This is a genomic window from Pseudomonas sp. S1_E05 (assembly GCF_056337105.1).
Window position 1 is genome coordinate 5,069,589 of record NZ_JBFRHM010000001.1, and the last position, 14,909, is coordinate 5,084,497.

The 14,909-nt window shown below is 62.7% G+C and carries 12 protein-coding genes and 1 pseudogene; all 13 read left to right on the forward strand.

Going from position 1 to position 14,909, the window contains the following annotated elements; genetic code table 11:
• The first annotated feature begins 4 nt into the window (after positions 1-4).
• The 13 genes and pseudogenes from AB4N33_RS23415 (at position 5) to madM (ending at position 14,905) form a co-directional block, all read left to right on the forward strand.
• Complete coding sequence (locus AB4N33_RS23415) at positions 5-5,896, forward strand: Hpt domain-containing protein (protein ID WP_476458338.1); 5,892 nt, start codon at positions 5-7, stop codon at positions 5,894-5,896.
• Positions 5,889-6,344: a chemotaxis protein CheW gene (locus AB4N33_RS23420; RefSeq protein WP_460120058.1), complete on the forward strand. Its 456-nt coding sequence runs from the start codon at positions 5,889-5,891 to the stop codon at positions 6,342-6,344. The genes AB4N33_RS23415 and AB4N33_RS23420 overlap by 8 nt, the downstream gene beginning before the upstream one ends.
• 61 nt (positions 6,345-6,405) lie before the next feature.
• Entirely contained in the window at positions 6,406-7,035 is a 630-nt protein-coding gene (locus AB4N33_RS23425; protein ID WP_460120060.1) for a transcriptional regulator, read from the forward strand.
• On the forward strand, positions 6,998-7,423 hold the full coding sequence (locus tag AB4N33_RS23430) for a hypothetical protein (protein WP_460120062.1): 426 nt from the start codon (positions 6,998-7,000) through the stop codon (positions 7,421-7,423). The genes AB4N33_RS23425 and AB4N33_RS23430 overlap by 38 nt, the downstream gene beginning before the upstream one ends.
• 214 nt (positions 7,424-7,637) lie before the next feature.
• Positions 7,638-9,308 (forward strand): malonate decarboxylase subunit alpha, encoded by a 1,671-nt coding sequence (gene mdcA / locus AB4N33_RS23435; protein WP_476458339.1) that lies wholly within the window; start codon positions 7,638-7,640, stop codon positions 9,306-9,308.
• Complete coding sequence (locus AB4N33_RS23440) at positions 9,309-10,184, forward strand: triphosphoribosyl-dephospho-CoA synthase (protein WP_476458340.1); 876 nt, start codon at positions 9,309-9,311, stop codon at positions 10,182-10,184. It abuts the gene before it with no gap.
• On the forward strand, positions 10,184-10,483 hold the full coding sequence (locus AB4N33_RS23445; RefSeq protein ID WP_460120068.1) for a malonate decarboxylase subunit delta: 300 nt from the start codon (positions 10,184-10,186) through the stop codon (positions 10,481-10,483). Before AB4N33_RS23440 ends, AB4N33_RS23445 begins: the two co-directional genes overlap by 1 nt.
• The gene (locus AB4N33_RS23450; RefSeq protein ID WP_460120069.1) at positions 10,476-11,327 is read left to right on the forward strand and encodes a biotin-independent malonate decarboxylase subunit beta; all 852 of its coding nucleotides are present in this window, start codon (positions 10,476-10,478) and stop codon (positions 11,325-11,327) included. The genes AB4N33_RS23445 and AB4N33_RS23450 overlap by 8 nt, the downstream gene beginning before the upstream one ends.
• Complete coding sequence (gene mdcE / locus AB4N33_RS23455) at positions 11,324-12,127, forward strand: biotin-independent malonate decarboxylase subunit gamma (RefSeq protein WP_460120071.1); 804 nt, start codon at positions 11,324-11,326, stop codon at positions 12,125-12,127. Before AB4N33_RS23450 ends, mdcE begins: the two co-directional genes overlap by 4 nt.
• Positions 12,121-12,741 (forward strand): malonate decarboxylase holo-ACP synthase, encoded by a 621-nt coding sequence (locus tag AB4N33_RS23460; RefSeq protein WP_460120072.1) that lies wholly within the window; start codon positions 12,121-12,123, stop codon positions 12,739-12,741. Before mdcE ends, AB4N33_RS23460 begins: the two co-directional genes overlap by 7 nt.
• Positions 12,738-13,640: pseudogene (gene mdcH / locus AB4N33_RS23465) on the forward strand (malonate decarboxylase subunit epsilon); the annotation flags it as partial. The gene AB4N33_RS23460 and the pseudogene mdcH, both read left to right, overlap by 4 nt.
• A gap of 82 nt (positions 13,641-13,722) precedes the next feature.
• The gene (gene madL, locus AB4N33_RS23470) at positions 13,723-14,139 is read left to right on the forward strand and encodes a malonate transporter subunit MadL (protein WP_460120076.1); all 417 of its coding nucleotides are present in this window, start codon (positions 13,723-13,725) and stop codon (positions 14,137-14,139) included.
• A 1-nt stretch (position 14,140) separates the two neighbouring features.
• Positions 14,141-14,905 (forward strand): malonate transporter subunit MadM, encoded by a 765-nt coding sequence (madM, locus tag AB4N33_RS23475; protein WP_460120078.1) that lies wholly within the window; start codon positions 14,141-14,143, stop codon positions 14,903-14,905.
• Positions 14,906-14,909: the final 4 nt, after the last annotated feature.

Below are 14,909 nucleotides of genomic sequence, written 5' to 3' on the forward strand. Positions count from 1 at the left end.
CGTTATGGCTGATCGGCACGACTATGTGGCCCTCGAGTGGGTCAAGGGCGAGATTGCCGAAACGTTGAAAGTGGCTCATCAGGCGATGGAAACGTTGCTCGATGACCCACAGGCGACGCACGCCCTGGATGAATGCCTGGCGTGCATCCATCAGGTTCACGGCAGCCTGCAGATGGTCGAGTTCTACGGTGCGGCCCTGCTCGCCGAGGAAATGGAACAGTTGGCCAGCGCTGTGCGGCAGAAACGCGTCAGCCATCGGGACGAGGCGATCCATCTGCTGATGCAGGCCCTCGGTCAATTACCGGTCTACCTGGACCGAGTGCAGGGCGCCCGTCGCGACCTGCCGTTGGCGGTATTGCCACTGATCAACGATCTGCGCAGCCTGCGCGGCGAGAGCCTGCTTTCGGAAACCAGCTTGTTCGCTCCGCAATGGCAAGACCTGCCGCCCCTCGATGAAGAGGCGCTGACGTTGCTGGAACCGACGGACTTGCCGAATGTGTTGCGCAAATGGCGTCAGATGATGCAAATGGCCCTGGTCGGGTTGCTGCGCGAACAGGATGACGAGACGCACCTGGCTTACTTGGCCAAGGTGTTTTCCCGTCTTGAAGGGCTGTGCGGCGATGCGCCTCTTGGCCCGTTGTGGCAAGTGGCGTCAGCGCTGGTCGAAGGCATGCGCGACGGTGTGATTGCCAACAGCCCGGCCTTGCGCAGCCTGTTGAAGGACGCCGACAAGGAACTCAAGCGCATGCTCGAACAGGGCATGTCCGCGATCAACCAGCCGGCGCCGCAGGAGCTGTTCAAGAGCCTGCTGTTCTACATCGCCAAGGCGGAACACCCTACCGGGCAAATGCAGACCATGAAAGATCGCTATGCACTGGACGACGCGCTGCCAGGCAGCGCAATGGCCGACGAAGAGCACGTGCGGTTGGCCGGTCCCGACCGCGATGCGATGCGTTCGGTCCTGGCCGCGCTGTGCGAAGAGTTGGTTCGGGTCAAGGAACGCCTCGACCTGTTCGTGCGCAGCGACCGCCAGCACACCGCTGACCTCGACAGCCTGCTCGCGCCGTTACGACAGATCGCCGACACCCTGGCGGTGCTCGGTTTCGGCCAGCCACGCAAGGTCATTATCGATCAGCTGGCGATGGTACTGAGCCTGGTCCAGGGCCAGCGCGAACCCGACGATGCGGTTCTCATGGATGTCGCCGGGGCCTTGCTCTACGTCGAGGCGACCCTGGCGGGCATGGTGGGCACCGTCGAGCCCCAAAGCCAGGAAGACACCCTGCCGACTATCGACCTGACGCAGATCCACCAGATCGTGATCAAGGAAGCGCGTATCTGTCTGCAACAGGCCAAGGACATGATCGTCGACTACATCGATGCAGACTGGGATCGCCAGACCCTGCAACCGCTGCCTGCGTTGCTCACCCAGGTGCGCGGCGCGCTGGCTTTGATCGCGCTGGGCAGGGCGGCGAGCCTGGTCGAAACCGCCAATCACTTTATCCGCGAGCATTTGCTGGTAGAGCCGGGGCAACCTGACTGGGAGGAACTGGACAGCCTGGCCGACGTCATCACCAGCATCGAGTATTACCTGGAGCGTCTGAGCGACGACCCCGAGGCGGCCAGCGAACAGTTGCTTGACGTCGCCGAAACCAGCCTGGCGTCGCTCGGCTTTTTCCCTCGCGAAAACGATGTGCCCGTACTCGAAGATGTCCTGAGCCCCAGCGAAGCGCAGGTCATGCAGGATTTGCAGGAGCTGGACGATCCCGACGTCGTCCAGACCCTCGCCGATGTACTGACCAGCCCTTCGACGGCGGTCAACCCGCCAGCGCTCAGCTCCCCAGGCAGCCTCCTGCCACCTCCCCCCGGCGAAGCGCCGGTGGACGAGGAATTGCGTGAAGTGTTCCTTGAGGAAACAGACGAGGTCCTCGACATCCTGCGTGAATATTTGCCGCGTTGGCGGGCCGATCCTGCCGATGACACGAGCCTGGTTGAATTGCGCAGGGCCTTTCACACCCTCAAGGGCAGTGGACGGATGGTCCGCGCTCTGGTGCTGGGAGAGCTGGCCTGGACCGTGGAAAACCTGCTCAACCGTGTGCTGGAGCACAGCGTTCAGCCCGGCCCGGAGGTCCAAAAGCTGCTTGGGGATGTGTTGGAGTTGTTGCCGGGCCTGATCGAGGAGTACGCCGCTCATGCCCAGCGACAGCGCGCCGACGTCGACCAGTTGGCCGCCCGCGCTCACGCCCTCGCCAAAGGCGACGAGCCGCAGGCCGATGAAGACGTTCAGGACGTTGCAGCGCTGGACCCGTTGTTGCTGGAGATCTTCCGCAAGGAAGCCGAGACCCACCTGGCCAGCCTTGATCGTTACCTCGACCAGGCCGCCGAGCACGTGCCGTTGCCCGCCAGTGACGAGCTGCAACGCGCGTTGCACACGCTCAAGGGCAGCGCGTCGATGGCTGGCGTGCAGCCTATCTACGAGCTGGCGGTGCCACTGGACATGTTGGCCCGTGAGTACAAGGCGCACCTGATCGCCCTGGACCTGGACGAGGTCGAATTGCTGCTGGAGGCCGAGGGCCTGTTCCGGGTTGGCTTGCGGCAGTTGAAGGTCGATCCACTGGCACCGATTCCCGGTGCCGCCTCACTGGTCCAGCGAGCCCGAGCAATATTGGCCGAGCGGCTGGAAACCGCGTTGACCACTCCTAGCGCGGCGCAGCGAACCAGGCGCGACCCGCAGTTGATCAACAACTTTCTGGCCCAGGGCATGGATATCCTGCTGGACGCCGAGAGCCTGTTGCAGCGCTGGCAGCAGCATCCCGGCGAACGCCAGGAACTCAGTGCGTTGCTCGATGAACTCACCACCCTTGGAGAAGGTGCGCACCTGGCCGACCTGCACCCGGTGGACGAACTCTGCGAAGCCTTGCTCGACCTGTATGGCGCGGTGGAAGAAAGCAGTCTGGCCGTCAGCGAACGGTTTTTCCACGAGGCACAAGGCGCCCATGAAGCGCTGATCAACATGCTCGACGAACTGGCCGCTGGCCAGGAAGTCAGCCCGGCGCCTGCACGGATCCGGGCCTTGCGCGAATTGCTCGACGAAGGCCTCGACCCCTCCGCCATGGGCCTGATTCGCAGCGATGGCAGCCGAAGTCTGAGCATCCGCGAGTTGAGTGATGCCACGGCGCAACTCGAGCAAAGCGAACCGCCAGCCGGGGTGGACGAGGAGATCGTCACGATCTTTCTCGAAGAGGCGGTGGACATCCTTGAAAGCGCTGGCCAGGCCTTGCAGCGGTGGCTGGACGATCCGGAAAACGCCGCACCGCTGCTCTCATTGCAGCGCGATCTGCACACGCTCAAGGGCGGTGCGCGGATGGCCGAGGTCGAGCCGGTTGGCGATCTCGCCCATGAATTGGAAAGCCTCTATGAAGGGCTGGTAGATCGTCGCTATAACCACGCCGAGGCACTGGCGCTGCTGCTTCAACAAAGCCATGACCGGCTCGCGCAACTGCTTGAGCAGTTACAGACCCGAAAACCGTTGAGCGATCCGGCAGAGCTGATCGAAGCCATCCGCGAATTTCGCCAGGGCAAGGCCGGCGCGCCCGAAGTCGCCGAGCCGACACGGGTTGAGGAGTCGTCGGCACATGATCCGGAATTGCTCGAAATCTTCCTCGAGGAAGGCTTCGACATCATCGAGAATTCCGGTGCAGCGTTAGTGCGCTGGCAGGCCGAACCTTCGAACCGCCAGGAAGTGGAAACCCTGCTGCGCGATCTGCACACGCTCAAGGGTGGCGCGCGGATGGTGGAAATCGCGCCCATCGGCGATCTGGCCCATGAGCTGGAATTCCTCTATGAAGGCTTGTCGGCCGGCGTGTTGAAACCCACCGACGCATTGTTCGGCCTGTTGCAGGGCAGCCATGACCGGTTGGCACAAATGCTCGACGCCACCCGCGCCGGGCAACCGCTGCCGCCGGCAGATCGGTTGATCGATGCGATCCGCAACTTCAGTCATCCGCAGGAAGCGGTGGCCACTGTACCGGTGGCTCCCAAGGTCGAGACGCCCGTGCCACCGGCCGATGCCGGCGCCGACATGGTCAAGGTTTCGGCGGAACTGCTCGACGATCTGGTCAACCTCGCCGGGGAAACCTCAATTTTCCATGGCCGCATCGAACAGCAGGCCAATGATGCGCACGTGACGCTCAACGAGATGGAAACCACGATTGAGCGCATGCGCGATCAACTGCGCCGGCTCGACACGGAAACCCAGGGGCGGATTCTCAGCCGCCAGCAAGTGGATGCCGAGCGTTCGGGCTACGAAGAATTCGACCCCCTGGAAATGGATCGTCACTCGCAATTGCAGCAACTGTCGCGGGCGCTGTTCGAGTCCGCTTCGGATTTGCTCGACCTCAAGGAAACCCTCGACCGGCGCAATCAGGATGCACAGAACCTGCTGCAACAGCAGGGCCGCATCAACAGCGAATTGCAGGAAGGCCTGATGCGCACGCGCATGGTGCCCTTCGAGCGCATGCTGCCACGCCTGAAACGCATCGTCCGCCAGGTCGCCAGTGAGTTGGGCAAGGACGTGGCCTTCGTCGTGGGCAATGCCGAGGGCGAGATGGACCGCAACATGCTGGAGCGCATGGCGGCGCCGCTGGAACACATGCTGCGCAACGCCGTCGATCATGGCCTTGAGTCGGCCGAGGCGCGCGTGGCAGCGGGCAAGCCGGCGCAGGGACGGATTACCCTTGACCTGTCCCGGGAAGGCGGCGACATGATTTTCGACATTCGCGACGACGGCGCCGGCGTGCCGCTGGACGCGGTGCGGCGCAAGGCGATCAAGCGCGGCTTGCTGTCCCCGGACAGCGACCTCAGCGATCGCGACGTGCTGCAATTCATCCTGCAGCCAGGGTTTTCCACTGCCGAGAAAATCACCCAGATATCCGGGCGTGGCGTGGGCATGGACGTGGTCCATGAAGAGGTCCGGCAACTGGGCGGCAACATGAGCATCGAGTCCGTGCCGGGGCAGGGCGTTCATTTTCGCATTCGCCTGCCGTTCACCGTGTCAGTCAACCGCGCGCTGATGGTGCACTGTGGCGAGGATCAATATGCGATCCCGCTCAACACCATCGACGGCATCGTGCGTGTGCTGCCCGTTGAGCTCGAAGAGCATTACCGACTCGATCCGCCGACTTACCAGTACGCCGGGCAGCGCTATGAGTTGTGCTACCTGGGCGAACTGCTGAACACCGGCTCTCGCCCGAAACTGCTCGGCCAGAGCCAGCCGTTGCCGGTGTTGCTGGTGCAATGCAATGAACGTCACGTCGCCGTGCAGGTCGACGCCATGGCCGGCACCCGGGAAATCGTGGTGAAAAGTCTTGGCCCCCAATTTGCGGCGGTCCAGGGGTTATCGGGTGCGACGATCCTTGGCGACGGCCGGGTGGTGCTGATTCTCGACCTGCTGGCCCCCATTCGCGCCATGCAGGCGCGGGTGGCGCAACGCGCGCCAGGACAGGTCAGCGAGGCCGAGGCGCACAAGCCGTTGCTGGTGCTGGTGGTGGATGATTCGGTCACGGTACGCAAGGTGACCAGCCGCTTGCTCGAACGACACGGCATGAGCGTGCTGACGGCCAAAGACGGTGTCGATGCCATGCTGTTGCTCGAAGATCACATGCCCGACCTGATGCTGCTGGATATCGAGATGCCGCGCATGGACGGTTTTGAAGTCGCCACCCAGGTGCGCGCCGACGAACGGTTGCGGCATCTGCCGATCATCATGATTACTTCGCGTACCGGACAGAAACACCGGGATCGCGCCATGGCGATTGGCGTCAACGACTACCTTGGCAAGCCCTACCAGGAATCGGTGTTGCTCGACAGCATCGCGTTGTGGAGCAAAACCCATGCTTGAACACCGCACCAGCAACCTGACCGGGCTTTTGTTGCCCCTGGCCGACCGCACGCTGATCCTGCCGAACGTGGCGATCGCCGAGTTGATCGACTACCAGGCCGGCGCGTTCGATCTCGACACGCCACCGTGGTACCTGGGTCGTGTCACCTGGCGTAACCGGCAGATACCGCTGATCAGTTTCGAGTCGGCCTGTGGCAACAAGATCGTGATCGGCGAACGCGCCCGTATCGTCGTCCTCAACGCCCTGGGCGGCCGCCCGGAACTGAAATTCATCGCCATGCTGGTCCAGGGCATCCCGCGCTCCTACAAGCTCGACAGCCAGTTGAGCTATGTCGATGTGCCGTTGTGCCCGTTGGAAAAAGCGGCGGTGCAGGTGGCTGACCAGGTGGCGAAGGTGCCGGATTTGTTGGGGGTGGAAGAGATGTTGGCGGCGGCGGGGTTGGGCTGAGTCTTGAAGATTCCCAAAAAGGGACCTATCGTTCCTTTTTTGGGACCGATAGGTGGTTGCCGTGAATACGCTTTCCCTGAGTAATGCTCTGTTTACGGCTACCCAGCAAAAGGTGCTGGGGCTGATATTCGGGAAACCTGAGCGCAGTTTCTACACCAATGAGATCGCTCGATGGGCACAGATGGGAAAAGGTAGCCTCGTACGAGAACTGGACAGACTGCAGCGAGCGGGTGTGCTGACCATGTTCCGGCAGGGTAATCAGATTCACTATCAGGCCAATCCCGACTGTCCAATTTATGCCGAGTTGCTGGGCATCACCCGCAAGACATTTGGCATTGCCGATCCTGTTCGTGATGCACTGCAGCCGTTCTCCAGTCAGCTCATCTGGGCATTCATCTATGGGTCCGTTGCCAAGGACGAGGCAAACGCATCCAGTGACATTGATCTCATGTTGATCGGTCAGGGCCTGAACTACAGTGACGTGATGGAGCGGCTTTTACCTCTGGAAGAACAGCTGGGCCGCCCCCTGAACCCGACGCTGTACACCCCTGACGACTGGATGACAAAACTGTCCGCCGAGAATAGCTTCGTCGTGCGTGTAGCGCAGCAGGACAAAATCAACTTGATGGGCGCGAGCCTGTTGGAGTCCACGGATGGGCGGCAACGAGAATCTGGAGAATCTGTTACGTAGTGGTGGATTAAAAGCCGAACCACCAGATCGCAGGGAGTGCGAAGGGTTAATGCGCTCGGCAGCAGATCGTCTCAAGGATGCACAAACGGCGTCATTATCGTTCGCCGGTCGCTTCGACCTGGCCTATAACGCCGCTCATGCCATTGCATTGACTGCATTGCGCCTGAGCGGATATCGGTCCGATAAACGTTATCTGGTTTTTCAGTGTCTGGTGCATACCGCCGATGTGAACAGGGTCGAGGTACGGCTGTTAGCACTGTGCCATGAACGACGCAATTTGGCGGAATATGAGGGGTACATGGATGACGACGAGCCGTTACTGGCGCAGTTGCTGCAAATTGCCGAACAGCTGTCGAAGCAAGTGCGGGCACAGCTAACTTGCCTCTGATATGCATGATCATTTGAAGTACCCATCGCGAGCAGGCTCGCCCCCACAGTAAGTTTATGGTGTTCACGAGACCGGTGGGAGCGGGCTTGCCCGCGATGGCGTCAGCCCAGCCAACCATTACCCTGACCGTAACGATCCGCCGCTGCGCTTGATTGATGCCCCCTACCCAACGCTCCTAAGGTGACCTCCACGACAGCGAACCCGTGGAGTGGTCATGACAACAACAATATCCCCCGACTCGCGATGGACGCGGCGGCGCAGTGAAAAGCAGCGGCGTCTTGAGTTGGTCAAGGGACTGGCTGACGGTGTGGTGCTGCCCACCGAAAACATCGTCGCGGCGCTCGAGGCGCTGATTCTTCCGGGCGACCGGGTGGTGCTGGAAGGTAACAACCAAAAGCAGGCGGATTTTCTTTCGCGCTCCCTGGCCAAGGCCGATCCGGGCAAGCTTCACGATCTTCACATGATCATGCCCAGCGTGGGTCGTGCCGAGCACCTGGACCTGTTCGAACGCGGCATCGCCCGCAAGCTCGACTTTTCTTTCGCCGGCACCCAGAGCCTGCGCATCAGCCAGTTACTGGAAGACGGACTGTTGGAAGTCGGCGCGATCCACACCTACATCGAGCTCTACGCCCGCCTGGTGGTCGACCTGATTCCCAACGTTGTGCTCTCGGCCGGTTTCATGGCCGACCGCGCCGGCAACATCTACACCGGCCCCAGCACCGAAGACACGCCGGCGCTGATCGAACCGGCGGCCTTCAGCGATGGCATCGTCATCGTCCAGGTCAACCAACTGGTCGACGACGTCAGCGACCTGCCTCGGGTCGACATCCCGGCGTCCTGGGTCGATTTTGTGGTGGTGGCAGACAAGCCGTTCTACATCGAGCCGTTGTTCACCCGTGACCCTCGGCACATCAAGCCGGTGCACGTGTTGATGGCGATGATGGCGATCCGTGGCATCTACGAAAAACACAATGTGCAGTCGCTGAATCATGGCATCGGGTTCAACACCGCCGCCATAGAATTGATCCTGCCTACTTATGGCGAATCTTTGGGCCTGAAAGGCAAGATCTGCCGCAACTGGACGCTGAACCCGCACCCGACCCTGATCCCTGCCATCGAAAGTGGCTGGGTCGAAAGTGTGCATTGCTTCGGCACCGAACTGGGCATGGAGCAGTACATCGCCGCACGGCCCGACGTGTTCTTCTCCGGGCGCGATGGCTCGCTGCGTTCCAACCGGATGTTTAGCCAGTTGGCCGGGCAATACGCGGTGGATTTGTTCATCGGCGCCACCCTGCAAGTCGATGGCGACGGTCATTCCTCCACTGTGACCCGGGGGCGCCTGGCCGGTTTCGGTGGCGCCCCGAACATGGGCCACGACCCACGCGGACGTCGTCACGGCACGTCGGCCTGGCTCGACATGCGTCATGGCGATAGCGACCAGCCGATGCTCGAACGCGGCAAAAAACTCGTGGTGCAAATGGTCGAGACTTTCCAGGAGGGTGGCAAACCGACCTTCGTCGAAACCCTTGATGCCGTGGAAGTGGCGAAGAAAAGCGGCATGCCGCTGGCACCGATCATGATCTACGGCGACGACGTTACCCACCTGCTCACCGAGGAAGGCATCGCCTACCTGTACAAGGCACGATCTCTTGAAGAGCGTCAGGCCATGATCGCCGCCGTCGCCGGGGTGACCACCATCGGCTTGCGGCACGACCCGAAAGACACCGCACGCATGCGCCGTGAAGGCTTGATCGCCTTGCCCGAAGACCTCGGCATTCGCCGTACTGACGCCACCCGCGAATTGCTGGCGGCAAAAAGCGTGGCCGATCTGGTCGAGTGGTCCGGTGGTCTCTACAACCCGCCCGCCAAATTCAGGAGCTGGTAAATGCACGCCTTCAATCTGCAACCCAAACCTCTGTCCCTGGCCGAGCGGCTGGCGGACCTGGCGGTGGACGCGTTGATCGACGAAGCCGACCTGTCGCCAAAACCGGCGCTGGTGGACCGTCGCGGCAACGGCGCCCACACCGATTTGCACCTGGGCCTCATGCACGCTTCGGCGCTGTCGCTGTGGCCGACGTTCAAGGAGATGGCCGAAGCCGCCTTGGCGCTTGGCGAAACGGGTTTGCCGCTGCGCGAAGCCATCGGCCGGATTGGCCGGGAGGGCGAGCAAGCGATGCTCGCTACCACCGATGGGGTGAACACCCATCGCGGCGCCATCTGGGCCTTGGGCTTGCTGGTCACGGCGGCAGCGCTGGAACCTGAAGCCTGTTCAGCCGGCTCACTGACGTTGCGCGCCGCACGCCTGGCCTTGCTCGACGATCGCTACGCGCCACGCCCTTTCAGCCACGGCGCGCAAGTTGCCCAGCGTTACGGTGCCCACGGGGCCCGGGAAGAAGCCCAATTGGCTTTCCCCGCCGTGACGCAACGTGCCTTGCCGCAGCTGCAACGCAGCCGCGCCGCCGGCCATGGCGAACAGAACGCTCGGCTCGACGCCTTGTTGGCGATCATGACGGGGCTGGCCGACACCTGCGTGCTTTACCGGGCTGGTGAAGTGGGCCTGAACACCATGCAACAGGGCGCCCAGGCGGTGCTGGAGGCGGGCGGCAGCGCCAGCCTCGCCGGACGCCGCCGATTACATGAACTGGACGAACAACTGATCGCCTTGAATGCCTCGCCCGGCGGTGCTGCGGACCTGCTCGCGGCCTGCCTGCTCATCGACCGCGTCGGTTCGACTGACGGCATTCACCCGGGAGCGTATTGATGGAAACCTTATCCTTTGAATTTCCCGCCGGCCAACCGCCACGCGGACGCACCCTGGTCGGCTGTGTCGGCTCGGGCGACCTGGAAGTGCTGATCGAACCCGGTCAACCGGGCAAGCTGAGCATCACCGTGCAGACGTCGGTCAACGGCAGCGAGCAGCGCTGGCAGCATCTGTTCGCCCGGATGTTCGACGGCCAGACACCACCGGCCATGAGCATCGACATCCACGATTTCGGCGCCACGCCGGGGGTGGTGCGCTTGCGGCTGGAGCAGGGCTTTGAGGAGATCGGCCATGACTGATAACGCCGCACTCCTGCAAAAACGCAGTTTTGTTGAATTGGGTGCGCGGCAGCGGGCGAAAGCCTTGCTCGATGCCGGGACCTTCCGCGAATTGCTCGACCCGTTCCAGCGCGTCATGTCGCCATGGCTGTCGCGACAGGGCGTGGTGCCACAAGCCGATGACGGCGTGGTGATTGCCAAGGGCAGCATCGGCGGCTTGCCGGTGGTGCTGGCGGCTATCGAGGGCGCGTTCCAGGGCGGCAGTCTCGGTGAAGTCGGTGGGGCGAAGATTGCCGGCGCACTGGAGCTGGCGGCCGAAGACAACCGCAACGGCCTACCGACCCGCGCCGTGTTGCTGCTGGAAACCGGCGGCGTACGCCTGCAGGAAGCCAACCTCGGGCTGGCGGCGATTGCCGATATTCATGCAGCGATCGTCGATCTGCGCCAGTACCAACCGGTGGTTGGCGTGGTCGCCGGTAGCGTCGGCTGCTTTGGCGGCATGTCGATTGCCGCCGGGTTGTGCAGCTATCTGCTGGTGACCCAGGAAGCGCGGCTGGGGCTCAACGGTCCGCAGGTGATCGAGCAGGAAGCCGGGCTCGCGGAATACGACTCCCGTGACCGTCCGTTCATTTGGAGCCTCACCGGCGGCGAGCAGCGGTTTGCCAGTGGACTGGTGGATCGTTTTGTCGCCGACGACGTGGCACAGATCCAGCAGCAAGTCAGTGAGCTGCTGCAACAGGGACTTCCTGAACAACAACGCAGCCGTCAGGCCGAACTGTTCCTGCAACGGCTGGCCCGCCTGGACGCCGAGCCGCAAATCGAGCCGTCGACGGTTCGCGCGCTGTACCAAGGAGAACGCTCATGAGTTCGTATTCCCTGAGAGGGCTGCACTGGTTCAACGCCCTGAGTGCCGGCGCGCAAGCGGTCGATGGCTTGCCGGCGTCGCTGAAAGCCGCCGATGGCGTGTTGGGCCAACAAGCCGTGCGGTTCATCGCTGTCGTGGCGGACCCGGAGAACCGTTTTGTTCGGGCGCGCAGCGGCGAGGTCGGTCTGCTCGAAGGCTGGGGCCTGGCCAAGGCCGTGGATGACGTCATTGCTGCCGATGCGGATAAAACACACAAGCGTGCCCTGGTCGCCATCGTCGACGTACCCAGCCAGGCCTATGGCCGACGCGAGGAAGCACTCGGCATTCACCAGGCCCTGGCCGGTGCGGCGGACAGTTATGCCCGTGCTCGATTAGCCGGCCACGCGGTAATCGGGCTGCTGGTGGGCAAGGCCATGTCCGGCGCGTTTCTGGCCCACGGTTACCAGGCCAATCGCCTGATCGCGCTGCGCGATCCGGGGGTGATGGTGCATGCCATGGGCAAGGCGTCGGCAGCGCGGGTGACATTGCGCAGCGTTGAAGAACTCGAAGCGCTCGCCGCCAGCGTACCGCCGATGGCCTATGACATCGACAGCTATGCCGGCCTGGGCTTGCTGTGGGAAACCCTGTCGGTGGAACAGATTGAGCAACCGAGCGCCGCTGATCTGACCCGGGTGACCGAGTGCCTGGCTCAGGCGATCAGCGATGTCGCCGCCAATGGCCGCGACCTCAGCAGTCGCTTGGGTGCAAGCAATCGCGCGGCATCGAGCAAGGTGCGCCAATTGCTGAGAGCGCAGTGGTGAACACCTTTGAGGCCCACGACCTGCTCTGGGGAATGCCTCCTGAGCGGTTGCCCGCAAACGCGCCGGACTGGGTGCTTGACGCGCTCGCTGCCGGTCAGCCGGTGGTGGTGCGGCGCGCGCTGAGTGGGCAGGGCCTGGTTGCGGTGGGTGTACGCGGTCGTCTGCGTGAACAGCGGTACGCAACGTTCATGGCGGTTGATGCGGTCCAGCGCTGCGTGAAGCCAGAGGCGCTGTGTCAGGTCCCGGTTGACCGTGATCTGCCGGCCTTGCGCGCTCTGGATCACCTGCGTCCGCTGCTCGATGACTGCGGCTGGGTCTGGGGTGTCAGCGGTAGCGCCGGGTTCGAGTTGGCCTGTGGTGTGCAGGCCTTGCACGAGGGCAGCGATCTCGACCTGATCATGCGCACACCGCAATCACTGGATCGTCGGCAGGCGCAAGCCTGGGTGAAGATTCTGGACTCGGCGATGTGCCCGGTCGATATGCAACTGCAAACCCCCTTCGGTGCGGTCGCCCTGCGTGAATGGGCGGGTTCGCAACGCCGAGTGTTGCTGAAAAATGCCAGCGGAGCCTGCCTGGTCGCTGATCCGTGGCAGCCACTGGAGCACGTCGCATGAGCAGCTTGCTGGTGTTCCCCGGCCAGGGTGCGCAGCAGCCGGGCATGCTCCATCATTTGCCTAGGGAAACGGTCATCGAGGCAAACGACGTATTGGGCGAAGACGTCTTGTTACTGGACACCGCCGACGCGCTGAAATCAACACGGGCTGTCCAGCTATGCCTGTTGATCGCCGGGGTGGCCGCTTCGCGTCAGTTGGCGATGGCGCCGGACTACGTCGCCGGGTTGTCCATCGGTGCTTACCCGGCGGCGGTGGTGGCCGGCGCCTTGAATTTTAGCGATGCGTTGCACCTGGTCAGCCTGCGCGGTGAGCTGATGCAACGGGCCTATCCGCAAGGCTACGGCATGACCGCGATCATCGGCCTCGACCTGGCCACGGTGGAGGTGTTGCTGGCGCAGGTTCACAGCGCCGATTCACCGGTTTACCTGGCCAACATCAACGCCGATAACCAGATGGTGATTGCCGGCAGTGACGCCGCCATGAGAGCCGTGGCAGCGCTGGCCAAGGAACGCCTGGGTGCCTGCACCTGCGTGGTCAAGCGCCTGGCAGTCAGCGTACCTTCGCACTACCCATTGCTGGATGAACCTGCGCAAGCCCTGGCCGAAGCCTTCGCCAGGGTGCCATTGAAAATTCCGACCTCGGGCTACCTGAGTGGAAGCCGCGCGAGGCCCGTCGTCAACACTGATGCCTTGCGTGACGACCTGGCGTTCAACATGTGCCGTGTGGTGGATTGGCGCGGTACGGTACAAAGCGCCTACGAGCGCGGTGTACGACTACAGATCGAACTGCCGCCCGGTGCGGTGTTGACCGGGCTGGCGCGCCGGGTGTTCGAGCAGGGCACCGTCATGGCCTTCGACGGGGCACGGCTCGATACCTTGCAGGCGCTGATGCGTGAGGAGGAAGCCGCCAGAACTAGACATCCGACTCAGGCCTTCGAACAACAAAAACAACATTCGACGATGCACTTTGAGGACAACAACAATGATTATTTACGGTGTGGCGCTGTTGGCGATCTGTACGCTGGCAGGTGTGATCATGGGCGACATGCTTGGCGTGTTGCTGGGTGTGAAATCAAACGTGGGTGGAGTCGGCATCGCGATGATCCTGCTGATCTGCGCCCGGTTATGGATGCACAAGCGCGGAGGCATGACCAAGGAATGCGAGATGGGTGTCGGCTTCTGGGGTGCCATGTACATTCCCGTGGTTGTCGCGATGGCAGCGCAACAGAACGTGGTGACCGCCTTGCACGGCGGCCCGGTAGCGGTGCTGGCGGCCATTGGTTCAGTGGTGCTGTGCGGTTGCACCATCGCCCTGATCAGCCGGACCCACAAGGGTGAACCCTTGCCCGACGAACCGGAGCAGGTCTCTCCGGTCGGCACACCGGTAGGAGGTCGCTGATATGTGGGATCTCATCGAGAAAGGCCTGGAACACAATGGTTTGATCACGGCATTTGCCTTCGTGGGCGTGATCATGTGGGTGTCGGTCGTCCTGTCGAAGCGCCTGACGTTCGGACGTATTCACGGTTCGGCCATTGCCATCGTCATCGGATTGGTACTGGCCTGGGTCGGCGGCACGATGACCGGCGGGCAGAAAGGCCTCGCGGACCTGACGCTGTTTTCCGGCATCGGCCTGATGGGTGGCGCGATGCTGCGCGACTTTGCCATCGTCGCCACGGCGTTCGAGGTGCAGGCGACCGAAGCGAAAAAGGCCGGGCTGATTGGCGTGATTGCCTTGCTGCTGGGCACGGTGCTGCCGTTCATTGTCGGCGCCTGCATGGCCTGGGCGTTTGGTTACCGCGATGCGGTGAGCATGACCACCATCGGCGCCGGTGCGGTGACATACATTGTCGGTCCGGTGACGGGCGCAGCCATTGGTGCGAGCTCGGATGTCATGGCGCTGTCGATTGCGACCGGATTGATCAAGGCGATCCTGGTGATGGTTGGCACACCGATGGCAGCGCGCTGGATGGGCCTTGATAACCCGCGCTCGGCCATGGTGTTCGGCGGCCTGGCCGGGACGGTCAGCGGCGTGACCGCCGGGCTGGCGGCGACCGACCGACGCCTGGTGCCTTATGGCGCGCTGACGGCGACGTTTCACACCGGGCTTGGTTGCCTGATGGGGCCTTCGGTGTTGTACTTCATTGTTCGGGGGATTGTGGGTTAGGACC

Bases quoted from the DNA above. Each gene is read 5' to 3' on its own strand.
- AB4N33_RS23415 (WP_476458338.1), top strand. From the start codon at position 5: ATGGCTGATCGGCACGACTATGTGGCCCTCGAGTGGGTCAAGGGCGAG.
- AB4N33_RS23420 (WP_460120058.1), top strand. From the start codon at position 5,889: ATGCTTGAACACCGCACCAGCAACCTGACCGGGCTTTTGTTGCCCCTG.
- AB4N33_RS23430 (WP_460120062.1), top strand. From the start codon at position 6,998: ATGGGCGGCAACGAGAATCTGGAGAATCTGTTACGTAGTGGTGGATTA.
- mdcA (WP_476458339.1), top strand. From the start codon at position 7,638: ATGACAACAACAATATCCCCCGACTCGCGATGGACGCGGCGGCGCAGT.
- AB4N33_RS23440 (WP_476458340.1), top strand. From the start codon at position 9,309: ATGCACGCCTTCAATCTGCAACCCAAACCTCTGTCCCTGGCCGAGCGG.
- AB4N33_RS23445 (WP_460120068.1), top strand. From the start codon at position 10,184: ATGGAAACCTTATCCTTTGAATTTCCCGCCGGCCAACCGCCACGCGGA.
- AB4N33_RS23450 (WP_460120069.1), top strand. From the start codon at position 10,476: ATGACTGATAACGCCGCACTCCTGCAAAAACGCAGTTTTGTTGAATTG.
- mdcE (WP_460120071.1), top strand. From the start codon at position 11,324: ATGAGTTCGTATTCCCTGAGAGGGCTGCACTGGTTCAACGCCCTGAGT.
- madL (WP_460120076.1), top strand. From the start codon at position 13,723: ATGATTATTTACGGTGTGGCGCTGTTGGCGATCTGTACGCTGGCAGGT.
- madM (WP_460120078.1), top strand. From the start codon at position 14,141: ATGTGGGATCTCATCGAGAAAGGCCTGGAACACAATGGTTTGATCACG.